Raw genomic sequence first — 24986 nt, 5'->3', positions numbered from 1 at the left:
ATTCGACCGCAAATGCAGGCCAATTCATGTCGTCGAAGGAACACGTCGGGTGATTCGCCTGCTCCTCGCCGACGATCAGGCGCTCGTCCGCGGCGCACTCGCCGCACTGCTCGGCCTGGAATCCGATCTGGAAGTCGTCGCGGAGGTCGGTCGCGGTGACGAAGTCCTGGACGCGGTCACGCGCACCACACCTGATGTGGTGCTGCTGGATGTGGAAATGCCGGGCATGGACGGCATCGCCGTCGCGGCGCAACTGCATGCCGCCCATCCGGATCTTCGCATCCTCATGGTTACGACCTTCGGCCGTCCCGGCTACTTGCGGCGCGCAATCGACGCAGGCGCAAGCGGATTCGTCGTGAAGGACACCCCGGCCCGTGAGCTCGCGGACGCGGTGCGCCGAGTCCACATGGGCTTACGCGTTGTCGATCCCGCCCTAGCCACCGAAACCCTGACTGTCGGCACCTCGCCACTGACCGCCCGCGAACGCGAGGTCCTCGCCGCCGCGGCCGACGGTGCCACCGCAGGCGCCATCGCCAAACAGTTACACCTCTCGGAAGGCACTGTCCGCAACCATCTTTCATCCGCCATCGGCAAAACCGGAACCAGCACCCGCGCCGAAGCCGTCCGCGCCGCCGAACGCCTCGGCTGGCTCTGACGAGCGATCCCGCACAAGCAGTGGCGACCCCGCAGAAGGTGCGCGCTGTGCGAGGCAGTTACTGGATATGCGACACCTAGGAGTCGACCGGCTGGACGGCGGGCTCGCCATAGGGCAGTAGAACTGCCACGCCGCGAGCCAAGGTTTCCGGGTCCAGATCGCCGACGATCAAGTGCTGCAACATGAATCCCGGCACCAGGCCGATGATCGCCGTCGCTACCGCGTGGATATCGGTATCGGGCGGTAACCAGCCGACCTGCACCATGCGCTCGGTGTATTCGGTCCAGCGATCACGCATCGCGAGCACGGCGGACTTGACGTATTCGGCCGCCTCGTCGTCCACCAGTGCCAGGGCCCACGCCTGTGGCGCGAGCCGGACGTGACCGTCCGGACCGCTGTGCGCGACCATGTACTCGGCGACGATCCGGAGAACCTGGGCCGGGGTGGGCAGCGGATCGGACCGGATCGCCCTGGTCATGGTGGCGCGCAGCTCGACCGTGGTATCGGTGGCCAGTGCGGCGATGATGTCGTTCTTGCCCTTGAAGTACCGGTAGACCGCCCCGGCCGAGAGGCCCGATTCGGTGAAGATGTCCTGCATCGAGGTCTCGTAGAAACCCTTGCGGGCAAAACAGAGCTGCGCGGCATCGAGGATCTGCTGCCTGCGACGTTCCAGGTGTTCCGCACTGACTCTGGGCATGGCTCCAAAGTAAAACGAATGCTCGTTCTTGACAACCTCCCGGGGTCGTGCGACGGTATCCACATCGAAAGAGAACGATCATTCGATTTTCGGGAGAACGTCATGAATACGATCCAGCGGGCAGTCGGTGTCGGCGTCGCTGCGGCCCTGCTCCAGGCATTGATGCTGATCGCCTTCGCCTGGCCCGCGGCCCATATCGCGCCGCGCGATCTGCCCATCGCCGTCAGCGGCCCGCAGGCCGCGGTGGTCGCCGAGAAACTGACCCAGCACGATCCCGATGCCTTCGACATCAGCAACCCCGCCGACGAAGCGGCGGCGCGGGAAGCGATCGAGAACCGGGACGTCTACGGCGCCGTCATCACCGGCGGCGGCGCCCCGCGCGTATTGGTCGCCTCCGGCGCGAGTCCCGTTGTGGCACAACAGCTCACCGCGATCGCCCAGCAGCTTTCCGGTGTGCCGGCCACGCCGGTCGAGGATGTCGTGGCCGCCGATCCGGACGATCCGCGCGGCACCGCCTTCGGTGCGATGGTATTGCCGCTGGTCATGTCCGGTATAGCGGCGGGCGTGGTACTCAGCCTGTTGATTCCGTCGGTCGGTGGTAAGGCGATCGGACTGATCACCTTCGGCATCGCGGGTGGGCTGTTGAGCATCGTCATCATCCAGACCTGGATGTCGGTGGTCCCCGGCCCCTACCTGACGCTGGCCGCCGTCGCCGGTCTGGTGTCCTTCGCGGTCTCCGGCACTGTCGTCGGCCTGTCGAGCGCGATCGGCCGCGCGGGCATCGGCATCGCCGCGCTGACCATGCTCCTGGTCGGCAACCCGTTCTCGGCCGCGACCTCGGCTCCGGAACTGCTGCCGCAGCCGTGGGGCGCCATCGGTCAACTGCTGCCACCGGGCGCCGCCGCATCACTGCTGCGCTCGGTTTCCTTCTTCGACGGTGCCGCCGCCACCAAACCCCTTGTGGTCCTTACTGTCTGGGCGCTCACAGCCCTGGTGCTACTGGGTGTCGGCGCACTCCGTGGACGGCGTCCGGCGGCGGACTCCACGCCGGTCCGCACCGGCGACCCGGTCGCCGTCTGATCCCGAAATCGACCACAGGCCACCACTGCTCGGCAGTGGTGGCCTGTGTCGGTCGGTTTGTCAGGAGATGGTGAAGGAGAAGTTCGGGGCGGCGCCCTCACCCTTGTTTGCGTCGTAGGTCACCACGTAGGTGCCGGTGGCCGGGGACGGAACCACGAAAACGACGTAATTCTTCGCGCTGTCGATGGTTTCGTTGGTATTCAGCAGTTCGTTGATCGGCCCGCGGATATCGGCCGGAATCGTTTGGCCGCCGGGGGTTTTCACGGTGAAGTAGTCGTAGAAGACATTCAGTCCGCCCGCGGAGATCCCGGGTCCACCAATGATCTTCACGTGCAACGAGAGATCCATCTTGTCGCGCTCGTTCTTGGTGTAGCTCGGAGCCAGTGTGCCACCGGTGATTTCGATCGTCGTCTGATCCTGCACCAGTTTGCCGGTGACATTCAGCGTCTTCGGCGCGACACCTTCGACCTGAGCCGAGGCCTTCATCGGAATCTTGGTCTGGTTATCCGAGGTCTGCCCGTAGATCACGGTAATGGTGTCGAGCAGGTGCTCGGCATCGTGCAACGTCTTGACCGACGTGGTGACTTTGCCAGTGGCCGAACCCTTTCCTGGCACGGTCGGCGAGTCGAAGCTCGCACCGCCATCGACTTCCTTGTCGACCTGCAGGTAGGTGTTATTGCTGATCGTCTTGTTGTCGGGGGTGGTGTTCTTGTAGGTGATATCGATCAGCACCTTGGCGCCGCCGTATTCGTCGGGCACCACGGTCGCCTTGTCCACCGTGATATCGAAGCCCTCATACCATCCGGTCTTGCCGATACTGCGGACGGTCGACTGACCGGTTTTCGCCCCCGGCTGCCCTTGAGCAACGGTGCTCTGCGCGGACGCCGTCGTGGTCGGTCCCGCTTTGGTGTCCTTGTCGTTGCACGCGGTCATGAGCAGGGCGGAACTGCCGATGAGTACGGCCGCTCCGATTGTGGTGATTTTCCGGCGTCTGTCCGCCGCAAAAATGGTCGATCGCACGCTGCCTCCCAGAAGATTTCGATCTCAGTGCGCGACGCCCGGAACCCCCGGACGTTATGTGATTCGCAGTGAAATCTTCCTCGGCGCCAGCGCCGTTAACCATGTGACTGCCATCACACTTTGGCGCGGTCCGCCTTCGCGCATTCGCAGCAGGTTCCGAAGATCTCCATGGTGTGGCTGACCTCGGTGAATCCGTGTTCGCAAGCGATGGTTTCGGCCCATGCCTCGACCGTCGGGCCCTCGACCTCGACGGTACGACCGCAGTGTCGGCAGACCAGGTGGTGATGGTGTCCGGTGGAGCACTGTCGGTAGACGGATTCGCCGGTGTCGGTGCGCAATACGTCGACGAGTCCGGCATCGGCCAGCGACTGCAGGGTGCGGTAGACGGTGGTCAACCCGATGCCCTCGCCGCGGCGGCGCAATTCGTCGTGCAACTCCTGCGCGGAGCGGAACTCTTCGATATCACCGAGCAGCGCGGCGATCGCACTGCGCTGGCGGGTACTGCGAATGCCCACCGGCTTTTCCGGCAAGGCCGTCTTATCTGGCACGATCACCCTTCCTCGGCATGGGCCACGGCATCGACCACGATATGCGCCAGGTGGTCGTCGACGAGTTCGTACAGCACTTCCCGGCCGGAGCGTTCCCCGTGCACTACGCCCGCGGACTTGAGAATCCGCAGATGCTGGCTGACCAGCGGTTGGGTGACACCGAGAACATCGACCAATTCGTGTACGCAACGCGGCGATTCACGCAGTTGGAGCACAATGGCGATGCGCACCGGGGCGGCGAGGGCGCGTAGCAACTCGCCCGCGTCCTCCAGGACGCTCCGCGTCGGCACCGGCACCGGCGCGGGTGATCGGTACGGGTTGTGCGGGTGGGCGGCAGCGGTCTCGGCGGTCATCGAACCAACTCCTTATTGGAAAGCGATTCCATTTTGATATGCACAGTTGTGCATGTCAAACGAGCGCGCCGACGACTAGGCGTGTGCGGTGCATAACCGGTTGGCCGGTGCCGATAGGCTGGAGGGCAATCTTCCGCCGAGTCGAGCGACTCGGCGCAATCGAATCCGACTCGTAGTGGATGGAGAATTCTCGAGTGGCACCCAAGTCGAAGGTGGACACCGTTGCCAACCTCGCCAAGCGCCGGGGTCTGGTGTACCCGTGTGGTGAGATCTACGGCGGCACCAAATCGGCGTGGGACTACGGTCCGCTGGGTGTCGAGCTCAAGGAGAACATCAAGAAGCAGTGGTGGCGGTCCATGGTCACCAGCCGCGAGGATGTGGTCGGCCTCGACTCGTCGGTGATTCTGCCGCGTCAGGTGTGGGTCGCCTCCGGCCACGTCGGCGTGTTCAACGATCCGCTGGTCGAATGCCTGAACTGCCACCACCGGCACCGGCAGGACCACCTGCAGGAGGCCTACGCGATCAAGCACAAGATCGACGATCCGGACTCCGTCTCGATGGAGTTGGTGGTGTGCCCGGACTGCGGCACCGTCGGTCGGTGGACCGAGCCGCGTGACTTCAACATGATGCTCAAGACCTACCTCGGCCCGGTCGAGTCCGAAGAGGGTCTGCACTACCTGCGCCCGGAAACCGCGCAGGGCATCTTCATCAACTTCGCCAATGTGATGACCACCGCCCGCAAGAAGCCGCCGTTCGGCATCGCGCAGATCGGCAAGAGCTTCCGCAACGAGATCACTCCCGGCAACTTCATCTTCCGCACCCGTGAGTTCGAGCAGATGGAGATGGAGTTCTTCGTCAAGCCGGGTGAGGACGCGGAGTGGCACAAGTACTGGATCGACACCCGGTTCGCCTGGTACACCGACCTCGGCATCGACCCGGAGAACCTGCGGCTCTTCGAGCACCCGAAGGACAAGCTGTCGCACTACTCGGCGGGCACCACCGATATCGAGTACCGCTTCGGCTTCCAGGGCAACGAGTGGGGTGAGCTGGAGGGCGTCGCCAACCGCACCGACTTCGATCTGAAGACCCATTCGGAGCATTCCGGCAATGACCTGAGCTACTTCGACCAGACCACCAATGAGCGCTACACGCCGTACGTCATCGAGCCCGCGGCCGGTCTGACCCGCTCGCTGATGGCGTTCCTGGTCGATGCGTACACCGTCGACCAGGCGCCCAATGCCAAGGGCGTCATGGAGGAGCGCATCAGTCTGCGGCTGGACCGCAGGCTCGCGCCGGTCAAGGCGGCGGTGCTGCCGTTGTCGCGCAATGCGGATCTGACGCCGAAGGCGAAAGATCTTGCCGCACAGCTGCGTAAGAGCTGGAATGTCGAATTCGACGATGCCGGCGCCATCGGCCGTCGCTACCGGCGCCAGGATGAGATCGGCACGCCGTTCTGCATTACCGTCGACTTCGACACCCTCGAAGACCAGGCGGTCACCGTCCGCGAGCGTGATTCCATGGCGCAGGAGCGGATTGCGCTGGACAAGGTCGAGGGCTACCTGGCCCAGCATCTCATCGGCGCCTGAACTCGATAGCGATCAACGCCCTGTCGCGCTGCGGCAGGGCGTTTCGCATGTCGGCGTACCTCTGGGGATCCGTAACCGCTAAGTGGATTCCGGAGGTCGCGGATTTCTTACGCCGGAGGTGAATTCGGCACCGGGTTTGCGGTTCGACTGGACGAGCATCCCGATCGCGCTCGGGATCAGCAGCGCACACCCCCACGGCACCGCGACCCAGAACGGCCAGAAGTATCCCGCGCCGGTGGCCACCCAGATCGTGATGCACAGTGCGTTGACCGCGGCCCAGGGAATCCACATGATGATGACCCATTGCGGCACTCGTTGTGCCGCGGGTGCCGCTTTGCGCGGTACAGGCAGGTCCGAGAGCAACGGATTCAGCTCGCCATAGGTTTTGGCGGCATACACCCGTTTGAGTCGGTCGTCGTATTCATGCAGCGACAATCTGCCGTCGTTCATCGCCACCCGCAATAGTTCAGCGATTTTCTCGCGGTCTGCGTCCGATGCCCGCAGCCTTTCCTCACCCACGGGAGTCAGCTTAGGGCCTGGTGCCGTCGATGGCAGTGCGTCTCGAAGATCGTCGGTGCATGGAAATTTCCTGCGGGGTTACTCGGTTGACGGCGTATGTCACCGAGTAGGCGGGAGCCGGATATGGCAAGAGCTGTGAAGTTCGATCGTTATGGCGGAATCGAAGAGCTGAAGGTGGTCGAGGTGCCGACGCCGAAGGCGGGACCCGGTCGGGTCGTCGTCGAGGTCGTGGCGGCCGGTATCAATCCGGGGGAGGGGTATATCCGTTCGGGCGCGCTGCACGAGCGTTGGCCCGCGACATTTCCATCGGGTGAGGGGACCGATTTCGCGGGTCGCATCGTCGAGATCGGATCGGGTGTCGGTGGGATCGAGATCGGGGCCGAGGTGCTCGGATTCACCGATGAGCGGGCCAGTCATGCCACCCACGTGGTGGTGCCCGCCGAGCAGGTGACGCTCAAGCCCTCGAAACTGGATTGGGATGTCGCCGGATCGTTGTATGTCGCCGGGACAACGGCTTTCGCGACCGTGCGGGCCGTGGATCCGCAAGCGGGCGATACGGTCGCGGTTTCGGGTGCGGCGGGCGGCGTCGGTTCGATCGCCGTACAACTCCTGCGGGCCAGGGGCGCAACGGTTCTCGGCATCGCGAGCGAGGTCAATCACGATTGGCTGCGCAAGGTCGGGGTGATTCCGGTGGCCTATGGGGCGGGGCTGATCGACCGGATCCGTGCGGCCGCTCCCGATGGCGTGGACGCGTTCATCGACACGTTCGGTGCCGAATATGTCGATATCGCAATCGAACTCGGCATCTCGGTCGAACGCATCGACACCATTATCAACTGGGAGGCCGCCGAGAGGTACGGCGTGAAGACCGACGGCAATGCCGCCGCGGGCACCATCGATGTTCTCGCCGAACTCGCCGATCTGGCTGCCGCGGGCACGGTGGAGGTACCCATCGCGGCTGTTTATCCGCTCGACAAGGTCCAGGAGGCGTATCGCGAACTGGAGCAGCGCCACACCCGCGGCAAGATCGTGCTGCACCCCTAGCCCGGCACCTCCCAGAATTCGCATTCGTGGCGCATGCCCTGCAGGAATAGCGTTTCCGCACGCGCCGGATCGCCACCCGCCTCGTCGAGCATCTGCCCGCAGCGGCGGGTGAGCGCCGCGAATCCTGGGTCGGCGTAAGTGTCGACCCAGCGGCGGTAGCGTGGTTCCGACGGCGGATTCTCGGCCAGGATTGTGCCGAGGGTCGAGTAGCCCCACATGCACGGGTACAGCGCAGCCAGTCCGTCGGCGTAGGACGCGGCCGACTCCAGCAGGAATGCGGTGTAGGCCGCGCACGGCGCACCCTTCGTCGCACCATCGAGATCCGCGCCGAATTCGGCGGCCAGCGACCGATGCAGGGACAGCTCCTCGTGATACGTCGCGTGCGCGAGATCCACCAGATCGCCCAGATGTGACGCAGGCGCCTGCCAGGCCAGCCGGGCGAACACCCGCACATAGTCCAGCAGGAACAGATAGTCCTGTTCGAGCCAGGACCGGAAGACCGGTTCGGGCAGGTCGCCCTTGGCGATGCCCGCCACCGTCGGATGCGCCAACTGGCCTATCACCAACGGAAAACCCAGCTCTTCCAGATGCGTCGTAAGACTGATGTGTGCCGCGGGACTCATGTGGGCAGTCTCTCTCAGTCGGAGCGGCTCCGGGTTTGCGCCCCGGTCTGTAGTTGCCGCACCCTGAGCAATGTGTTGTGGGATGAGGAGGTTTTGGTGCGGGTGTTGGGTGCCTCGGAACAACGTTTCGTGCGCGCGGGGACCTACACCGGACGATCCGTCACGGTCGTCGGTGATCTCGATACGAATGCGTTGGGGGCGGCCTTCACCGCACTACAGCGCGCCTATCCGGTGGTGACCTGCCGGATCGCCGAGGACGCTACCGGCCGCGGCTATCTGCTACGACGCGGCGAGGTCCCGGAGATCGGCATGACGGCGAGCCTCGGTGATCCGGACGCCATCCGCATTCCGGAGCCGATCGATCCGGCGGGACAGCTGGCGTACCTGGATGTCGTGCGCTCCGAGCGCGGCCGCTCGCGCGTGACACTTTTCGCCCACCACAGCATCGCCGACGCGGGCCACTGCGTCGAACTCCTCGCCCGACTATGGGACTTCTACACCGATTACGTCGAATCCGGGACGACAACCGTTGTGCCGCACGACTATCCGCAATCGCTGGAATGGCACACCTCGGCGCGTGGAATCGCCCGCTCTTCGATCTCCGGTTTCGAGAATGTGACCAAGCCGCTGGAGCCCGAGGTCATTCCGCCCGCACCCGCGATCCCCGCGCCCGCCGCACTGGTCCAGCCGCGGCGCATCATCCTGGACGAGCAGGCGAGCGCCCGCATCATCGGCCTCGGGCGCTATCCGGGAGTGACCGTCAACGGCGTCGTCACCGCAGCCCTGCTGCGCGCTTTCGCCTCGGAAAAGGCCAGGGCCACCGGCGATCCCGTGCAGCTTGGCTGTCTGTATCCGGTGGATATGCGCACCCGCCTTGACCCGCCGGTCGCGCGTGCGGAAGGCACCAATATGGCGGGTCTGGCCTCGTTCGCCGCGGCGGTCGACCTCTCCGCGGACATTCTCGAACTGGCCCAACACATTTCGGCCCGATTGCGGCATGATCTGGCCGAGGGCATCGTCCAGCAGTCGGTGTTGCACTTCCCGGATTACTTCGGCCCAACCCGGATCCACTCCCTGGCCGGACATGTCGCGGTGACGAACACCGGTGCCGTGCCCGCCTTCCGCATCCCCTCGAATATCGCCCTCACCGACTACGAGATCGTTTACGTCTCCGCTCATCCGCGTCCCTCCGCGGGCGCCTCGGCGGCAGTCACCTTCCTGGTCTACACCTTCGAGGGCCGACTGACCATCGGTGTGCTCGGCCGCGATGCCGCCCGGCTCGTGCCCGCGGTGCGCGACGAATTGACGGCCCTCGCGGAGGAGGCCGTCAGCTCCTGAGGGCGCCCGCTGCTACTGGTAGGTGGCGTGTGTCGGGCGCATGACGAGCACGACCCGGCGCGGATGGTCGGCGACCGGACGCTGATACGGCAGGTCGTAGCGGCGCGCGAGTACATCGAAGAATTCGCCGTTCGGATCGGGTTCGATGGCCTCGATGACGCCGCGGACCTCGAGGTAGCGGTAGGGCTTCTCCGGATCGTTGATGCTCACCGCAACTTCGGGATTCTGCTTGGTATTGACGGCCTTCCGTCGATCGATCGTGGTCGTGAAGCGCAGGCGCCCGCCATCCCACACCTGCCACACCGGCGTCACCTGCGGAGTGCCGTCCGGGTTGAGCGTTGCGAGATGGGCGAACAGCGGTCGCGATAGCAAATCGGCGTGGCTCTCGGGGATTACGGGGTTGTCCATACTTCAAAGACTATCAAGGCTTTGATAGTTCAGCTATCTTTGAGACTTATGAAATTGCCTGCGGAGCAGCGGCTCGGTCTGGTCCTCAAGCGCGCCGAGCAGGAGCTGATGGCCGTCAAACACGAGGCGGTCAAACCGCTTACGGTGCCGCAGTACGCGGCGCTCTACGCGCTGTCGGAGAACCCGGGCGTCTCCGCCGCCGCCCTCGCCCGGGAATGCATGGTGACGCCGCAGGCGATGACAGTGGTGCTCAAGAACCTGCAGGAGCGCGGTTTCGTGGAGCGGACACCGCATCCCTGGCATCGCGGTGTGCTCGAAACCCGCCTGACCCCCGCCGGTCGCAAAGCCTTCGCCAAGGCCGATGCCAAGGCCGCCGCCATCGAGCGCCGCGTGGCCGCCGCGTTCAGTGCGCAGGAGCGCGAACAGTTGCGAGAGTTGTTGGCCCGGTTCACCGAGGCCCTACAGCAGTGAGGGGCGGTAGGTTCGTAGCGAAGGCGTTGTGATCGAGGAAAGCGGGTGTTCGAACAGTGCGGACCAACGGAGAACGCGTGGGCGTGCTCGGTGCCGCCGCGATCGGTGTCGGGGCGCTCGGCGTCGGCGAGTTGATCGCGGCATCGCGCGGTGATTCGCTGATCGACGCCATCGGCCGGGTCATGGCCGATACCGCGCCGGTACCGGTGGTCGAAACGACCGTCGCCCTGTCCGGCAAGCACGATAAGGCCGTGACGCGCCTCGGCGTCGGGGGCGGTGCGGTCGCCGCGTCCATCGGGCTCGCAGCGCTATCCGATCAGGCGCGTACGCCCGCCGTCGCCGCTTTCGGCGCCGCCGCGGCCGCTCTGGGCTTCCGTCGACCGACCCGTTCGCCCGCCACCGTGGCCGGTGCGGCTGCCGCCGCGGGTGTGCTCGGTCTCGGATTGCGCAGGCGCCCGCATGGGCTGTTCGGCGCGCTGCTGTGGGCGGGCGCCGGTGCCGGACTGCTGGCCGGGGCGCGGGCGCTGATACATGACTACGACCGTAGGCAGCGCGATGCGATCCGTCGGGTCGGCCCGCTGGGCGGGATTTCGATGGTGCCGCAGGACGGGTTGGAGGACGAGCCTGGACTGTCGTCGCTGATCACCTCGAACCGGAGTTTCTATGTCGCCGATGTCAATCTGAGTCCGCCGCGGATCGATCCGACGCGCTGGCGGCTGTCGGTCACCGGCAAGGTCGCGCATCCGTTGCGCCTGTCGCTGGCCGAATTGGCCGCGGACGCAGTGGAATTCGATGCGGTCATGGTGTGCGTGCACAATCGGCCCGGTGAGCGTCGCGCGGGTAACGGCCGCTGGTACGGGGTTCCGCTGGCCAAGTTGCTCGAGCACGCGATTCCCGAAACCGGTGCGACCCGGCTGGTGACCAGGGCCGTCGACGGCTACACCATCTCACTGCCGGTGGAACCGCTGCGGTCCGGTGCGTGGCCCGGATATCTGGTGATCGGCGTGAACGGCGAGCCGCTCGCCCCCGAGCACGGATTCCCCGCCCGCGTCTTCGTGCCCGGCCTCTACGGCCAGTACACGGGCGCGAAATGGCTTGCCGAACTGGAACTCACCGACGACAGCCACGTCGACTACTGGTGGAAGCGCGGTTGGCCGTCGGATCCGATCTGGGTGACACCGCTGGCCCGCATCGACGTTGCGACGCCAGGCCGTGCCGCTACCAGCATCGCCGGGGTGGCTTGGGCGCCGCCGCACGGCGTCGAGTCCGTAGAGCTGCGCATCGACGGAGGCGATTGGCGCCCAGTCGATCTCGGCACCGAACTCGCCCCCGCCGCTTGGCGGCGCTGGCGCACCACCCTCGACCTGTCCGCAGGTGAACACACCGTCCAGGCCCGCGCCATCAGCCGCTCGGGCGAGGTCCAAGACGGCACTCCGCGCTCACCCTTCCCCTCCGGCCCAACCGGCTTCCACACCGTCACCTTCGAGGTCTGACCGCGGCTGTCAGGTGTGGATGGGCTCCTGGAGTTCGGTGACCCACCCGGAGGTGTCCTCGGAGCGATAGCCGGTCGCAGTAGCCCGATCGCGTCGTAGTGGCGCAGCATCCGCACCAGGGGCAACCCTCAGAACCGGCCGCCCCGGCTAATGCGGCGGGAGCCGGTGGAACCGCCGAATGAACCGGGGGTGTAACCGCTGGAGCGTTGGTGGGTGGCGCCGCGCAACAGTCCTTCGATCAGAATTCCGCCGAGTACCGCCCCGGCCTGCGCGGTGCCCGATGGCGGTTGGCTGTTCTCCCAGGCCCGCACGCTGGCCTGCGCCTCCTGCAATGCGCGAGCACCCAGGTCGGCGGCGGTGTGTGCGCTGGTGAGGGCCTGCGCCTGATCGCTACTGGAAAGCTGTTGTGCCGCATCGAGATTGCGCTGTGCCTCGGATAGGCGGGTGCGTGCCTGTGCATCGATGCCGCCGCGTCGGGTGCTGATGTAGTCGGCTGCCGCGCCGATCCGGGCGTGGGCATCGGTCAGCGCCCGGTCGAGTCGGCGCTGTAGATCCTCGGCGGCCAGTTTGCGGTCGGTGGCGGCGGCATTGGCCAGGTCCAGCGCGTTATCGGCCGCGACGGCGTCGTGGAAGGCGTCCAATGGGTCGCTGGTCGCGGTGGCGGTTGCGATGGTCAAGGCCGTTTCCGCCGCCGTGATGGCGGCGTGCAGATCGACACCGCCATAGCCCGACAGCTCCTTCGCGGTGGCGATGTCCGCGCGCAGCTCGGCGAGCACGGCGGGCAGCCCATCGGTCGCCTGTTGGATATTCGTGGCCGCATTGTCGACGGCATCGAGCAGCGTGCGAGCCTGTCCCACTGCGCCTTCCGCGGCCCGGATCGCGGCGACCGCACCGCCCTGTTTGCCGACCGGCTGGGTGAGTGCAGTACGTCCCGTATCGATGTTCTGCTCCGCGAAGGTGATTCGTTCGCGCGCCATGGTCACGTTGTCTCGAACCGGCGCAAGCACGCTGGCCGGATACGCAGTGGTGAGCCGAGTGAGTTCGGTCTCCGAACCCGGCGCGCGTCCGGTCAATTCGACCAAATCCCGTGTCAGCCCGTCCAAGCGAGCGGATGCGTCGATGAGCAGATCCCGCATCGCATCGAATTCGGCCACCTGAGCGTCGAGTTCCCGATCGGCCCGCCCGACCGTGCCGATCAGGTCGACCAGCATGGTGCGCTGCTGATCCGGTGTCTCGGGAATATCGTCATCGAGCTGCTGTCTGATCGAGAATGCTTTGGCGGCAGCCGATTTCGCATTCGCCAAGGCGATGCTGAACGGAGTGACCGCGGTATCGCCGAATTCACCGGTCGCCAACGCCAACTCCTCGGCGCTGGTCCGCAGGGCATTGTCGATCTCGACCAGCACCTCCTTCGACCGGGCTTGCAATGCATCCAGTGACAATGCCGCGAGGGCGGTGGAATTATCGGGATCCAGTTGCCGTGCTGTCGCCAACTCGGCCCGCCGGCGGTCGGCGCGCCGCTTGCGCGAATACAACACCAGCCCAACGACGATCAGCACAATCAGGAAGGCGACGATCAGCAGCGTCCGTACGCTGACCCCGCCACCGCGCATCGCCGAATCCAGCCCATCGGCCATCGCGACACCGGCGTCGGCCCACCGGGCGTTGCGCAGCGCGGGCTCCACATCGCGCGCCAACACGCTGTCCAAATCGGAATCGCTGACACTGCTGGGCAATTCGCCTTTGAACCAATAGGCGCGATCCTCGGTGGCGACGGCGAGCAAGAGATCACGCCCACCGAATCCGGACATGGTCGCGGTGCGATCGGCCCACGCCTGCGGACTCATCCCGTTGAAATCGTGCACATAGACAACCCAGAGCCGCATCTGCTGATCGGCGTAGAGATCGTCGACCGCCGCTGACACCCGATCGAGTTGTCCATGATCGAGCACCTGCGCCGAGTCGACGACATACAGTCCCATCCGCAGCGGCGGCTCGGCGCCTGCCGTGCCACCGGCCGGTGCGACACAGAGAAACGCAACGCTGAGGACCACCGCGGCGAACCAGCGGATTCGACGAATCGGCGCTATCAACGGCATGGGATGAATCTAGCTGGCTAGCATCGAACTGTGATCACGATCGACCTGCCGTACACCGGTCACGTGTCCCCTGGATCGAACCCGCAACAGCGGGACGTCCCCGGTGCCCGCGTTATCAAAATGTCCGTCGGTGGCATGGACAACAACTGCTATCTAGTGCAGTGCACCGCCACCGGCGCGGCACTGCTCATCGACGCCGCCAACGAAGCCGACCGCATAATCGAACTCGTCAACCAGGAGACGCCGGGCCGCGTCGCCCTGGTCGTCACCACCCATCAGCATCGGGACCATTGGTCGGCCCTGGAAAAGGTCGCGGCCGCCACCGGCGCACCGACCGCCGCGCATCCACTCGATGCCGAACCGCTCCCGGTGCGCCCCGACCGATTACTCGCCGACGGCGACCTCATCGAGGTCGGCGACCTTGCATTCGAGGTCGTCCACCTGCGCGGACATACTCCCGGCTCGGTTGCCCTCGCCCTGGTAGACGGTCCGGGCGTGCACCTGTTCACCGGCGACTCCCTTTTCCCGGGCGGAGTCGGCCGCACCACCAATCCGGAAGATTTCAACTCCCTCTACACCGACGTCACCACCAAGATCTTCGATCGCTACCCGGATGACGCCGTTGTCTATCCGGGTCACGGTGATGACACCACGCTCGGCGTCGAACGCCCGCACCTCGGCGAATGGCGCGAACGCGGCTGGTAGGTCTCATGCGGCGCGCGGATTGAGGCTTTCGAACATCCGCTCGCTGCTGTCCGCACCGTGGCCGCCTGCGACCTGGCGATCAACGAGATTCTTGATCGCGCCGACGATGTCCAGGTCCACGCCCGCATCGCGGCTGGCCGACACGATGGCGTCCACGGCGGCCTTGGTGAAATCCAAGGGCTGGAACGGTTTCGAGTAATCGCCGGAGTCGATGGTGGCTCCGGCCCTCGGAAGTGATCCGGTCATCGCGGCGATCCAGCCGGACGCGCGTTGACCGAAGTCCTCGGCCGACATGCCGATCGTGCGAACCATGGCGGCACCGTGATAGAAGCCCGCGAACATGGCGTACATTCCGGCGAGCAGGGCGAAGTCGATCAGTGCGGCCTGCCCGGCGTCTACGCCGAAATACTCTGCGCTGCCGAGTAATTCGAGGGTTGCGCGATGGTTGTCGAAGAGCTCACGGGAGCCGCTGTAGAGCACGGACGAGCCGGGCAGGCCGATCATCGGCGGGACGGCCATGATGCCGCCGTCGAGGAAGTCGATGCCGCGGTTCGCGGCCCATTCGGCCAGTTCACGCGACCCGCGCGGCTCGGTGCTGGTCAAGTTGACCAATGCGCGGCCGGCCAGGATATCGGTCACCGGGTCGAGTACTTCGTGCACGGATCGATGGTCCAAGAGGCAGGCCACCACGAGATCGCTCGCGGTCACCGCCTCGGCCACGGTCTGCGCCGATTTCGCGCCTGCCGCAACGAGTTCCGTTTCCCGACCGGCACTGCGGTTCCAGACTGTCGTCGGGTGTCCGGCCCGTACGAACGCCGCGGCCAGCGCCTGTCCCATCGCGCCGAGTCCGAGGACCGTCACGGATGTCGTCATGTATCCACTCCTCAAAGTATCGAGATGCTGGTTCGGCGCCGGAATTCATTCTCGATACGCGCTGCACTATCGACAAGTACTGACTAATAAGTTCAGTACTAACCAAAAGGTGAGTGTGGGCGGATCGATATGCGTCGGTTACGTTCTCGTCGAGGGTGAGCTGGCAAACTTGGTGAGATGAATTCGGCGACCCTGGCCTCGGCTCCCGGATCCGGCGCATCCCGCAGCGTCGGAGGCGGGCTGGTGCGCTGGGCGCGACGGCTGGTCATGGGCGCGATCGTGATGGGCGCGGTGCTGGTCGGCGGCACGGCATTCCGGGTCTGGCAGGTCGCGCGAATCGACGACTACACCAAGGCCGACGCGATCGTGGTACTCGGCGCCGCACAATACTCGGGCACCCCGTCGACGGTTTTCGAGGCGCGATTGGACCAGGCCTACAAACTGTTCAAGGCCGGTGTCGCACCTAGGGTGATCACCGTGGGCGGTAAGCAGGAGGGCGATCTGTACACCGAGGCCGCCTCGGGCAAGAACTATCTGGAGGAGCGCGGCATACCGAGCGACCGGATCCTCGCGGTGGAAACGGGTTCGGACACCCTGCGCAGCATCGAGGCCGTCGCGACCGCCATGAGTGCCCGCGAGATGTCCTCGGCGGTGCTGGTGAGCGATCCGTGGCATTCGTTGCGCACCAGAACCATGGCCCGCGACGCCGGGCTGGATGCCTGGACCGCGCCGACCCGGACTGGCCCCGCCGTCTACACCAGAGAGTCGCAGGCGCACGGAATCGCAAGGGAGACCGGCGCTTTGCTCTGGTACCAGCTCACGCACTTCTCGTCGGACTTCAAATACTCAGCAGGGCAGTGAGATTCGATGTATACCGAGCACGACCGCGAGCGAATGGTGGTGGAGGGAGCCAAGACCGCCGGACTCGGCCCGCCGCGCAGTGAGTTCGAAACCGGTCACCGCACCGAATTCGCCCGCGACCGCGCTCGCGTGCTGCATTCCGCGGCCCTGCGCAGACTCGCCGACAAAACCCAGGTCATGGGGCCGCGTGACGGTGACACCCCGCGCACACGCTTGACCCATTCGATCGAAGTGGCCCAGATCGGGCGCAGTATCGCCGACGGTCTCGGCTGTGATCCGGATCTGGTCGATCTGGCCGGACTGGCGCACGATATCGGCCATCCGCCCTACGGCCACAATGGCGAGAAGGCCCTCGATCTCTTCGCCGACGCATACGGCGGATTCGAGGGCAATGCGCAGAATCTACGCATCCTCACCCGGCTGGAACCGAAGGTTCTGGATGCGGACGGCACGAGCGCGGGCTTGAATCTCACCCGCGCCGCACTCGACGCGGCCATCAAATACCCTTGGGGCAGAACAGGTTCGGGCACGAAGTTCGGTGCCTACGATATCGATCTGGATCGGCTGGAATGGGTGCGCAAGGATGCGCCGGACCGCCGCAAGAGCCTGGAATGCCAGATCATGGACTGGTCCGACGATGTCGCGTACTCGGTGCACGATGTGGAGGACGGCGTGATCGCCGGGCGTATCGAATTGCGGGCCCTCGCCGATCCGTCCGAACAGGCGGCACTAGCCGAACTCGGGCACGGCCAGCACCCGACGCTTTCGGTGGACGACCTGATCGGTGCCGCCCAGCGCCTCTCCGAACTGCCGGTGGTGGCCGAAGCCGCCTGCTACGACGGCACCCTCGCCAGTTCGGTCGCGTTGAAGCGCCTCACGAGTGAACTGGTCGGCCGGTTCGCCACGGCTGCGATCATGGCCACGCGGGAGGTCGCCGGGCGCGCGGTGCTGTCCCGCTATGCCGCGGATCTAGAGGTTCCGCCGATCGTCGCCGCCGAGGTCGCGATGCTCAAAACCGTCGCCCTGCGGTACGTAATGTCCGATCTCGTGCACAAGCAGCGTCAGGCCGTGCAGCGCGAGCGGATTCAGGCGGTCGCGACCCGACTACTGGCGACGGCACCAAACGGGCTGGACCCGCTGCTGCTCCCGTGGTGGCACGCCGCGACCGACGACACCGCGCGAGTCCGGGTAATCGTGGACCAGATCGCGTCCTATACCGAGAGTCGACTGGAGCGAGTAGACGTGTGACCAGCCGCTGAGCGTGTCGAGGCCGGACTAGCCTAGACTGACCGCCGTGGCCGGACGACTCCCAGATCGCGATATCGCGGCAATACGCGAACGCGTCCGGATCGAGGATGTGGTGGGGGAGTACGTCGCGCTGAAGCGCGCGGGTGCGGACTCCATGAAGGGCCTGTGCCCGTTCCACGACGAGAAGTCGCCGTCGTTCCATGTGCGGCCCAACCACGGCCTGTACCACTGCTTCGGCTGCGGTGAGGGCGGTGACGTCTTCGCCTTCCTGCAGAAGGTCGAGCACGTCGGCTTCGTCGAGGCGGTCGAGCAACTCGCCGATCGGATCGGCTACCAGATCAACTACGAGGGCGGCGGCACCTCGGTGCAGCGTGATCGCGGCACCAGGACCAGGTTGGTCGCCGCCAATGCCGCCGCACACGAGTTCTACATGGCCAAACTGCGCGAGCCCGACGCCGAGGTGGCGCGCAAGTATTTGACCGACCGCAACTTCGACGGCAATGCCGCCCAGCAATTCGGCTGCGGCTACGCCCCCGCGGGTTGGGACACGCTCACGAAGCATCTGCTGCGCAAGGGCTTCGACTTCAAGGAGCTCGAGGCGGCCGGGCTCTCGCGCCAGGGTCAGCGCGGCCCGATCGACCGCTTCCACCGGCGGCTGCTGTGGCCGATCCGCAATCTCGGCGGTGACGTCATCGGCTTCGGTGCGCGCAAGCTCTTCGACGACGACACCATGCCCGGCAAATACATCAATACGCCGGAAACCTTGCTGTACAAAAAGTCTCAGGTGCTCTTCGGCCTGGACCACGCCAAGCGCGAGATCGCCAAGGGGCACCAGGCGGTGGTGGTCGAGGGCTACACCGACGTCATGGCCATGCACCTGGCCGGGGTGAAAACGGCCGTCGCCTCCTGCGGCACCGCCTTCGGTGACGAACATCTCGCCCTGTTGCGCCGACTGCTCATGGACGACAACTTCTGGCGCGGCGAAATCATCTACACCTTCGACGGTGACGCGGCCGGACAGGCGGCGGCGCTGAAAGCCTTTGCGGGCGACCAGAAGTTGGCCGGGCAGACCTACATCGCCATCGCCCCCGACGGCCAGGACCCGTGTGAATTGCGCCAGCACTCCGGCGACGGCGCCGTGCGCGATCTGGTGGCCCGTCGAACCCCGTTGTACGAGTTCGTGATTCGCGGCCTGCTCGCCGACCACAACCTGGACACCGCCGAGGGGCAGGTCGAGGCGCTGCGCCGCGCCGTGCCGGTGGTGGCGCAGATCAAGGACAACGCGCTGCGCAAGGCGTACGCGACCAAGCTCGCGGGCTGGGTCGGCTGGGACGATATCCAGACCGTGGTGCGGCGGGTCGGTGAGGAAGCCAAGCGCAATCGCAACGGTGGGAGTCCGGGCGGCCGTGGCCCGGCGGCCGGCGCGGCACAGACCCGCGCGGTCGTCGCTGAACATCCCGCCGCGCGCCCGAACCCGAACGACCCGACGCTGCTGCCGCAACGGCAAGCGCTCGGTGCGGCACTGCAGTATCCGGCGATGGCGGGTGCGGTTTTCGATTCGATCGAGACCGAGGCCTTCACTCATCCGGCCTACGCCGCCGTTCGCGCCATGATCGCAGAGGCTGGTGGCACGGCATCGGGGCTCAGCGGCGCGGAGTGGGTCAACACTGTGTCGGACGGGACCGATGATCTGACCATGCGTGCGCTGGTTTCCGAGCTGTCGGGCGAGCAGATGCCGGTGAAGTCGGCCAACGACATTCCGCGGTTCGTCACCGGGGTGCTGGCTCGTGTGCAGGAAGCCTGGGTCGGCCGCCAGATCGCGGAGCTGAAGTCGAAACTGCAGCGGGTGTCATCGACCGAACAACCCGAGGCGTATATGGCGCTGTTCGGTGATCTCGTGGCGTTGGAGCAGTACCGCAAGAGTTTGCTCACCCAGGCGATGGGAAATCACGACGACTTCGCCCCGGCCTGAGCTGCTGCCCGACGCTCTGGTTCGTCCCCGCGAATTCAGCGGCGCAGCTGATCCTGCGGCACCAGAACCGTGGTCCGCTCATCCAGCGGCACCATCGGCTCCAGCTTCGCCTGGGTGCTGAGCTTGTCCGACAGCTTCTGTCGCCCGAAGAGAACCAGCTTGCGAGTCACCGGGCTCCCGGTCACCGCGCGGGTCGCCGCACTGATCTGTTCATAGCGACCCCGCCCGGCCTTCGTGCCGAGCACGTATCCGGCCGCAATGCCGATGATCAACCGCAGCATCTCGTAGAGCTCCTCCCAAAGTGCCTGTGCGCGGCTACCATCCTGCCCGACGCCCGGTACGCCTGTCGATCCGGATCCACCCCCACCGCGCGCCACCTTCCAGACACACCGAAGCCCCCGCATGCCTCCAGGTAGAGACGCGATTTGGGAAGGCGAGCGCCGATACGCTAAAGTTTCACCTCGGCCCGCCCAGTACGGACGAGCCAAAGGATAGTCCCCTATAGCTCAATTGGCAGAGCAGCCGACTGTTAATCGGCAGGTTTCTGGTTCGAGTCCAGATGGGGGAGCTTTGACCAGGGCGAACGTATCAGTTCGACCCTGGTTTCGTCCGTTTCTGGGGTCGAACGACACGGAAACGACATGTTTTCAGCCGGAGAGACGCACCAAGGCCGCCGTGAAGTCGGGTGCTTCGGTCGGTTGGTCGATGTAGTGACATCGAATGATCGGTCGGGATCGGTTCAGGTGGGCGCCGTGAGGGCAGTGTCATCGCGAGTTCCCCCCGTCGGCCGGCCCGCCACCACCGCTGTCCGGAGTCGATGGCACGCCGGATCTTGCGCACAGTGGGTACCTGTGTGAGCAGGTGTAGCTGATATCGCCACGGCATTTGCAGCCCGTGCCGAGCCGCCATCGCATAGGCGAACTGCACGGCGCTGCGGTCGAGATACCGGTCGGCGTGTTCGAACCACATCATGCTGGCACGGGCGGCGGCCTGTATCGGGCGCAGCGCAGCGCGCCCCTGCGCATCGTAGTTCTCCAGCGCGTCGGCGACCTCGGCATGTTCGTACAGGTTCTGCGCGAGTACGACGGCATCGACGATTGCCAACCGGGTGCCCGAACCGATGGTGAAGTGCGTCGTGTGCGCCGCATCGCCCAGCAGCACCACGTTGTCGTGATACCAGGTCGTGTTGGTTACCTCGGGAAAGCGGCTCCACCTTGCGAACTCGCCTCGTGTCTTGCTGATCAACGAGTGACCGTCGAGAAGGCGCGTGAAGATGTTCTCCAGAACACGCAAGTTCTCGAGGTTGTCCATGGAATCGAATCCAAGTCCATGCCAAGTCTGCGGTTGGCACTCGACGATGCAGGTGCTGATTTTTTCGGCAACCGATGGGTAGGCATGGAACCAGATCCAACCGGCTGAGGTGTGTTCGAAGGCGAAGGTAAATCGGGTGAAGACCTTGTCGGTACCGAGCCAGATATATCGATTCTCGCCGAGTGTGACGGACGTGCCGAAACGATGATTACCCAGCTGCCGTACCCGGCTGTTCGCGCCGTCGGAGGCGACGATGAGATCGGTGTCTTCGAAGCCGGACAGATCGTGGACCTCTCGCCCGTGCTGGATATCGACGCCGAGCTCGCTCGCCCGGTGGGAAAGCACGTCGAGCAATGCCGCGCGTCCCATGCTGAACCCGTAGCCCCCGAAATGTGCGATCTGGTCGTCGCGCACATGGATTGCCTGTTCACGCCATAGGACCGACCCGGCGCGCACCGCCTGGGCGCTGTCGGGGTCATTCCGATACAGAATGTCGAGCAGGTCGTCCCAGTAAACGACGCCCCAGCCATAGGTGGACCCGGGGGGATCGCGGTCGATCACAATGATGTCGTGAGCCGGGTCGCGCCGCTTCATCGAAATAGCGAAGTACAACCCGGCCGGCCCGCCACCGATACAAACAATCTTCATCTCGTCACCAGCGCCAGCCCGGTTGGTCGAACCTGGCTTCACATGATCGGTACTGATGCAACCGAGCCCGGCACGCCATGCGTGTCCGGGCTCGGTCACCGGCGCTAGAAGCTACCCCAGCCACCCCAGCCGAATGGGTTCCACCAGCCGGGGCCGTTACCCCAACCCCAACCGCCGCCGCCCCAACCCCAGCCGCCGCCGCCCCAACCCCAGCCGCCGCCGTGACCCCAACCGCCGCCGCCGCCCCAACCCCAGCCGCCGCCGTGACCCCAGCCGCCGCCGTGACCCCAACCGGGGCTGTCGACGAGTTGGGTTGCGGACGTGGGCGTCGCTGCGCGCGCGGTAGGCGCTTGCGCCGCGGCTGCGACGACCGGAATCGCGGCAACTGCGGCTATACCGGCGGCCGTCGCCAACCGGGTGAACTTCGTGTGTGAATTCTTTCTGTCAGTCATGATAGGGCTCCGAATGCTGTCCCGACCTGCTCGGATTCTACGCGTTTTCGCCGAACTCCAGAAGTCACCGCGTTGACCCATCTACAATGCCCGCCACTTTCCCCACTGTTGCCGAATCCGAGGATGTCTGCGTACTCCGTGGCGAAGGTCGAAAAAGGGTGCGACGAACGAGCGTTGACGGAGCGGACCTCATGACCAACTGGACTCAACCCAACGTGCTGGCCGAAAAGCGCACTATCCGCCACAGCAGCAGTCGCAGGGCTTACGGCGAACAGGGTTGACGAAGCTGAACCAACCGTGCACACTGCTCTCATTAGAGAGCGACGCTCTCAACGACTGGTGGGAGAACGGAACATGCAGGAAGTCTGGAAATGGGCCAACCTCACGCTGGCATTCGGGATGGAGTTGGTCGCGCTCGGAGCGCTGGGACTGTGGGGTTGGAAGACCGCCACTGTGACTCCGGTCAAGCTGGTGTCGGCTGTGGGCGTGCCACTCCTCGCGGCGCTGGCTTGGGGCGTCTTCGCGGCGCCGCATGCGACATTCGACAACCCACTGCTCGCGGTCGTGACCAAGGTCGTGGTTTTCGGCAGCGCTGCGGTCGGACTGTGGGCCGTGAGCTACCGAGCGGCCGCGGTCGTCTTCGTCGCCGTCCTGGTAGCGAACCTGCTGGCGATCAGGCTCGGACACCTGAACTCGTGAGCATTTCACGTGATGCGGAGTTCGTCGCCGAACCGTTTGGGCGGAGGCGCCGGAATGTGAGCGGTCGTGCGGAAGGTACCTCTTGTGCCGAGGTGGGGTGAGAAGCCCATCGTGCCGGCGTCCGAATTCGTTGGCAGGATCCTGATTGTCGATGGTTGCGTCAGCACTGGGTTCGGCTCGAGCGGATGCCTGGGGTGGGGCTAGAGGGCTAGTTCGTCGAGTGCGTCTTGTAGGTAGGTGGCTATGTTCCAGACGTCGGGGATGGTGTCGGTGCAGGCGAGGATGCCGAAGTCGAGGTGGCCGTTGTAGGACATGACGGTGATGTTGAGCGGGCCCGAGAGGTCGGTGAGTACGGAGATGGGGTAGGTCCCGGCCACTCGAATTCCTGCGGCGTACAACGGTATCTGCGGTCCGGGCACGTTGGAGACGATCATGTTGGCCAGGGGGAGCGCGGGGGCGGCGACGCGTAGGAGTAGGCGGGTGGCGAGGCCGTGCAGGATCTGGGGTAGGGCCGCGGTGGCGTAGTGCAGCAGGGTCGGTGGGGTGGTGTGGAAGCGGTCTTTGGCGGCCAGCATTGCGGCGTGGGTGAGTTTCATGCGGTGTTGTGGGTCGGGTTCGCCGATGGGGAGTTCGCACAGCATGATGGAGAATTGGTTGCCCGCGGTGCCGAGTTGCTCCTGGGTGCGCACCGATACCGGGATCGCGGCCACGGCGGGGTCGTCGGCTGGTGTGTCGTGGTCGTGGAGCCAGCGGCGAAATGCGGTGGTGCACAATGTCATTACCACGTCGTTGACGGTGCCGCCGAAGCTGTTCTTGATCTGTTTGACGGTGTCGAGTGATAGCGAGGCGAAGGCGAAGGACCGGTCGGTGCCGTTGGGGTGGTTGCCGGGCAGTGTGGGATTGGCTTTTGGCAGGTCGGTGAGTGCGTTCGACAGTGTCGGTCCCAGGCGCAGCGGTAGACGCATCCGATCGGCTTGGCGGGTCATGGTGTGTGCGATGCCGCGGCCGAGTATTTCGGCGGGATTGGGTGTTCGTCCCAAGCGGAGCCCGTCGGGCGGTGGTGGTACGGGCTGGGACTCGGGCACGATATCGAAGAGCGCGGCCATGACCTCGGCTCCAGACACGCCATCGATCAGGGCGTGGTGCACTTTGGTGTAGATGGCTTGGCGGCCTTGGGTCAATCCGGAGATCAGGTGGCATTCCCACAGTGGTCGATTTCGGTCCAGGGGCTGGGCGTGTAGGCGGGCGGCGAGATCGGCCAGCGCCATATCGGTCGAACCTTCGGGTAGGCGTGTGTCGCGTACGTGGTATCCGAGGTCGATGGTGTCGCTGTCTTCCCAGTAGGGGAGGTCGAGACCCAATGGGACGGTGCGCAATCGCCATCTCAGGGGTGCGATCAGATGTAGTCGGCTCGCGATCAACCGCCGCAGCACCGTGACGTCCAGTGCGCTCCCTTCGGTGGGTGGTTCCAGTAGCGTGACCGACCCGACGTGCAGCAGCATGGTGGGTGATTCGGCATCGAGCAGCACAACATCGAGCGAGCTGAGTTGTCGGGATGGTCCGGTGTCGGCTGACAGCGGAATTCTTTGCGACGGTGTCGGCTGGTCAGCGGATGTGTCGGAAGCGATTTGGCCTGGTGTCATGATGCGGACGTTCAGGTGGCGGGCGGGTTTCAGGTCGGCGTGGGACATGGGGGTCTCCGCGTTGTCGCTGGGTTCAGGACAGACTGCTGATTCGGCTCAACGGGCGGGCTGATTCGGCTCAACGGGCGGTGTGATGGTGCCGCGACGCATTTATGGTCTGTTGGTATCTGCGGGCGCCAAGAACCGTTCGAGCCGCTGTGCTCTTGCGGTGACGCCGATGTCCGTGTCGTAGACGCGTCATTGATTTTAGTGGTCGGCGGGGTGCTGTCGGCCGCGGTCATGTGCCCTGCTTGTTAATTCTGTGCAAACGTGGGACCCCTGCCTACTACTCACGGGCGTGCCGGCACTGCGGTGCTTTGGCGAAGCAGCGCAGCGGCCGCCGGAATCCACGGCGATAACCGGTGGTCTCGGATTTCCGCCAGCCGGACAGTCACGTCGATCGCGAAGCTATTGGATCGCCTCGCCGAAGGCCTCCCCGAATGTTCACTCGGATGCCGGCGCTGCCGCACCCACTACAACGTCGACCTCACGGTCTGGCCGAACTCGTCGTGGCCCCGGGTCTGCATCCCGCTGCATCCGGTGCTCGATCAAGATGACGCTGAATCGGTTGCCGTGCAACATGATCGGACGCCGAGGTGCC

25 protein-coding genes and 1 tRNA gene are annotated in these 24986 nt (G+C 65.3%); 13 read left to right on the top strand and 13 right to left on the bottom strand.

Features of this window, described 5'->3' with window-relative positions:
* Positions 1 to 49: 49 nt before the first annotated feature.
* Positions 50 to 655 (top strand): response regulator, encoded by a 606-nt coding sequence (locus ACFYOW_RS22445; protein ID WP_387290789.1) that lies wholly within the window; start codon positions 50 to 52, stop codon positions 653 to 655.
* A 76-nt stretch (positions 656 to 731) separates the two neighbouring features.
* On the opposite strand, the gene ACFYOW_RS22440 is transcribed toward ACFYOW_RS22445, so the two are convergent.
* Complete coding sequence (locus ACFYOW_RS22440) at positions 732 to 1352, bottom strand: TetR/AcrR family transcriptional regulator (RefSeq protein ID WP_387290787.1); 621 nt, start codon at positions 1350 to 1352, stop codon at positions 732 to 734.
* A 102-nt stretch (positions 1353 to 1454) separates the two neighbouring features.
* On the opposite strand from ACFYOW_RS22440, the gene ACFYOW_RS22435 reads away from it, so the two are divergent.
* Positions 1455 to 2432, top strand: a complete 978-nt coding sequence (locus ACFYOW_RS22435; RefSeq protein WP_387290785.1) for a hypothetical protein — start codon at positions 1455 to 1457, stop codon at positions 2430 to 2432.
* Between the two features lie 60 nt (positions 2433 to 2492).
* On the opposite strand, the gene ACFYOW_RS22430 is transcribed toward ACFYOW_RS22435, so the two are convergent.
* The 3 genes from ACFYOW_RS22430 to ACFYOW_RS22420 all read right to left on the bottom strand — a co-directional run bounded on the left by ACFYOW_RS22430 (position 2493) and on the right by ACFYOW_RS22420 (position 4353).
* Complete coding sequence (locus tag ACFYOW_RS22430) at positions 2493 to 3452, bottom strand: hypothetical protein (RefSeq protein ID WP_387290783.1); 960 nt, start codon at positions 3450 to 3452, stop codon at positions 2493 to 2495.
* Between the two features lie 113 nt (positions 3453 to 3565).
* The gene (locus ACFYOW_RS22425; RefSeq protein ID WP_387290782.1) at positions 3566 to 4006 is read right to left on the bottom strand and encodes a Fur family transcriptional regulator; all 441 of its coding nucleotides are present in this window, start codon (positions 4004 to 4006) and stop codon (positions 3566 to 3568) included.
* Positions 4003 to 4353, bottom strand: a complete 351-nt coding sequence (locus ACFYOW_RS22420) for an ArsR/SmtB family transcription factor (protein ID WP_387290780.1) — start codon at positions 4351 to 4353, stop codon at positions 4003 to 4005. Before ACFYOW_RS22420 ends, ACFYOW_RS22425 begins: the two co-directional genes overlap by 4 nt.
* Before the next feature lie 194 nt (positions 4354 to 4547).
* Here ACFYOW_RS22420 and ACFYOW_RS22415 point away from each other — a divergent pair, with 194 nt between their 5' ends.
* Positions 4548 to 5939 carry a glycine--tRNA ligase gene (locus tag ACFYOW_RS22415; protein ID WP_327096384.1) on the top strand — a complete coding sequence of 464 codons (1392 nt, stop codon included), beginning with the start codon at positions 4548 to 4550 and terminating at the stop codon, positions 5937 to 5939.
* Positions 5940 to 6017: 78 nt separating this feature from the next.
* Here ACFYOW_RS22415 and ACFYOW_RS22410 read toward each other — a convergent pair whose 3' ends face one another.
* Positions 6018 to 6458, bottom strand: coding sequence for a DUF1707 domain-containing protein (locus ACFYOW_RS22410; protein WP_387290777.1), 441 nt, complete (start codon positions 6456 to 6458; stop codon positions 6018 to 6020).
* A 123-nt stretch (positions 6459 to 6581) separates the two neighbouring features.
* On the opposite strand from ACFYOW_RS22410, the gene ACFYOW_RS22405 reads away from it, so the two are divergent.
* Positions 6582 to 7502, top strand: a complete 921-nt coding sequence (locus ACFYOW_RS22405) for an NADP-dependent oxidoreductase (protein ID WP_387290775.1) — start codon at positions 6582 to 6584, stop codon at positions 7500 to 7502.
* Here ACFYOW_RS22405 and ACFYOW_RS22400 read toward each other — a convergent pair.
* Positions 7499 to 8125, bottom strand: coding sequence for a TenA family protein (locus ACFYOW_RS22400; protein ID WP_387290774.1), 627 nt, complete (start codon positions 8123 to 8125; stop codon positions 7499 to 7501). The two genes, ACFYOW_RS22405 and ACFYOW_RS22400, sit on opposite strands and share 4 nt — an antisense overlap.
* Positions 8126 to 8197: 72 nt before the next feature.
* On the opposite strand from ACFYOW_RS22400, the gene ACFYOW_RS22395 reads away from it, so the two are divergent.
* Positions 8198 to 9463, top strand: coding sequence for an acyltransferase (locus ACFYOW_RS22395; protein ID WP_387290772.1), 1266 nt, complete (start codon positions 8198 to 8200; stop codon positions 9461 to 9463).
* Between the two features lie 12 nt (positions 9464 to 9475).
* Here ACFYOW_RS22395 and ACFYOW_RS22390 read toward each other — a convergent pair whose 3' ends face one another.
* Positions 9476 to 9871 (bottom strand): PPOX class F420-dependent oxidoreductase, encoded by a 396-nt coding sequence (locus ACFYOW_RS22390; RefSeq protein WP_040688039.1) that lies wholly within the window; start codon positions 9869 to 9871, stop codon positions 9476 to 9478.
* A 48-nt stretch (positions 9872 to 9919) separates the two neighbouring features.
* Between ACFYOW_RS22390 and ACFYOW_RS22385 the strand changes: the two genes are divergently transcribed.
* On the top strand, positions 9920 to 10342 hold the full coding sequence (locus ACFYOW_RS22385; protein ID WP_387290770.1) for a MarR family winged helix-turn-helix transcriptional regulator: 423 nt from the start codon (positions 9920 to 9922) through the stop codon (positions 10340 to 10342).
* Positions 10343 to 10419: 77 nt separating this feature from the next.
* A complete protein-coding gene (locus tag ACFYOW_RS22380; protein ID WP_387290768.1) occupies positions 10420 to 11835 on the top strand; it encodes a molybdopterin-dependent oxidoreductase in 1416 nt (471 codons plus the stop codon).
* Positions 11836 to 11963: 128 nt separating this feature from the next.
* Here the strand turns inward: ACFYOW_RS22380 and ACFYOW_RS22375 are convergent, their stop codons facing one another.
* Entirely contained in the window at positions 11964 to 13934 is a 1971-nt protein-coding gene (locus ACFYOW_RS22375) for a TPM domain-containing protein (RefSeq protein ID WP_387290766.1), read from the bottom strand.
* A 30-nt stretch (positions 13935 to 13964) separates the two neighbouring features.
* Between ACFYOW_RS22375 and ACFYOW_RS22370 the strand changes: the two genes are divergently transcribed.
* Entirely contained in the window at positions 13965 to 14639 is a 675-nt protein-coding gene (locus ACFYOW_RS22370) for an MBL fold metallo-hydrolase (RefSeq protein WP_387290764.1), read from the top strand.
* A 3-nt stretch (positions 14640 to 14642) separates the two neighbouring features.
* On the opposite strand, the gene ACFYOW_RS22365 is transcribed toward ACFYOW_RS22370, so the two are convergent.
* On the bottom strand, positions 14643 to 15512 hold the full coding sequence (locus ACFYOW_RS22365) for an NAD(P)-dependent oxidoreductase (RefSeq protein ID WP_387290762.1): 870 nt from the start codon (positions 15510 to 15512) through the stop codon (positions 14643 to 14645).
* A 177-nt stretch (positions 15513 to 15689) separates the two neighbouring features.
* Here ACFYOW_RS22365 and ACFYOW_RS22360 point away from each other — a divergent pair, with 177 nt between their 5' ends.
* From ACFYOW_RS22360 to dnaG, 3 genes are read left to right on the top strand one after another with little or no spacing between them, the layout of a single operon-like run.
* Positions 15690 to 16373 (top strand): YdcF family protein, encoded by a 684-nt coding sequence (locus tag ACFYOW_RS22360; protein ID WP_387290760.1) that lies wholly within the window; start codon positions 15690 to 15692, stop codon positions 16371 to 16373.
* Between the two features lie 6 nt (positions 16374 to 16379).
* Positions 16380 to 17621, top strand: a complete 1242-nt coding sequence (locus ACFYOW_RS22355) for a deoxyguanosinetriphosphate triphosphohydrolase (protein ID WP_387290758.1) — start codon at positions 16380 to 16382, stop codon at positions 17619 to 17621.
* Between the two features lie 46 nt (positions 17622 to 17667).
* The gene (gene dnaG / locus ACFYOW_RS22350) at positions 17668 to 19593 is read left to right on the top strand and encodes a DNA primase (protein WP_387290756.1); all 1926 of its coding nucleotides are present in this window, start codon (positions 17668 to 17670) and stop codon (positions 19591 to 19593) included.
* Positions 19594 to 19628: 35 nt separating this feature from the next.
* Here the strand turns inward: dnaG and ACFYOW_RS22345 are convergent, their stop codons facing one another.
* Positions 19629 to 19874 (bottom strand): hypothetical protein, encoded by a 246-nt coding sequence (locus tag ACFYOW_RS22345; RefSeq protein WP_040688111.1) that lies wholly within the window; start codon positions 19872 to 19874, stop codon positions 19629 to 19631.
* Between the two features lie 214 nt (positions 19875 to 20088).
* Here ACFYOW_RS22345 and ACFYOW_RS22340 point away from each other — a divergent pair.
* A tRNA-Asn gene (locus ACFYOW_RS22340) sits at positions 20089 to 20161 on the top strand.
* A gap of 20 nt (positions 20162 to 20181) precedes the next feature.
* Here the strand turns inward: ACFYOW_RS22340 and ACFYOW_RS22335 are convergent.
* Together ACFYOW_RS22335 and ACFYOW_RS22330 are read right to left on the bottom strand one after the other, a co-directional pair.
* A complete protein-coding gene (locus tag ACFYOW_RS22335) occupies positions 20182 to 21552 on the bottom strand; it encodes an FAD-dependent monooxygenase (RefSeq protein ID WP_387290754.1) in 1371 nt (456 codons plus the stop codon).
* Between the two features lie 104 nt (positions 21553 to 21656).
* Positions 21657 to 22004 (bottom strand): hypothetical protein, encoded by a 348-nt coding sequence (locus tag ACFYOW_RS22330; RefSeq protein WP_387290752.1) that lies wholly within the window; start codon positions 22002 to 22004, stop codon positions 21657 to 21659.
* Between the two features lie 354 nt (positions 22005 to 22358).
* Here ACFYOW_RS22330 and ACFYOW_RS22325 point away from each other — a divergent pair, with 354 nt between their 5' ends.
* Positions 22359 to 22703, top strand: coding sequence for a YrdB family protein (locus ACFYOW_RS22325; protein ID WP_387290750.1), 345 nt, complete (start codon positions 22359 to 22361; stop codon positions 22701 to 22703).
* 200 nt (positions 22704 to 22903) lie between these two features.
* Here the strand turns inward: ACFYOW_RS22325 and ACFYOW_RS22320 are convergent, their stop codons facing one another.
* A complete protein-coding gene (locus ACFYOW_RS22320; RefSeq protein WP_387290748.1) occupies positions 22904 to 24394 on the bottom strand; it encodes a wax ester/triacylglycerol synthase family O-acyltransferase in 1491 nt (496 codons plus the stop codon).
* Between the last annotated feature and the right edge of the window lie 592 nt (positions 24395 to 24986).

Source organism: Nocardia sp. NPDC006982, assembly GCF_042869435.1.
In the GTDB taxonomy this organism is placed as follows: domain Bacteria; phylum Actinomycetota; class Actinomycetes; order Mycobacteriales; family Mycobacteriaceae; genus Nocardia.
This window is presented reverse-complemented; position numbering and strand designations above follow the sequence as displayed.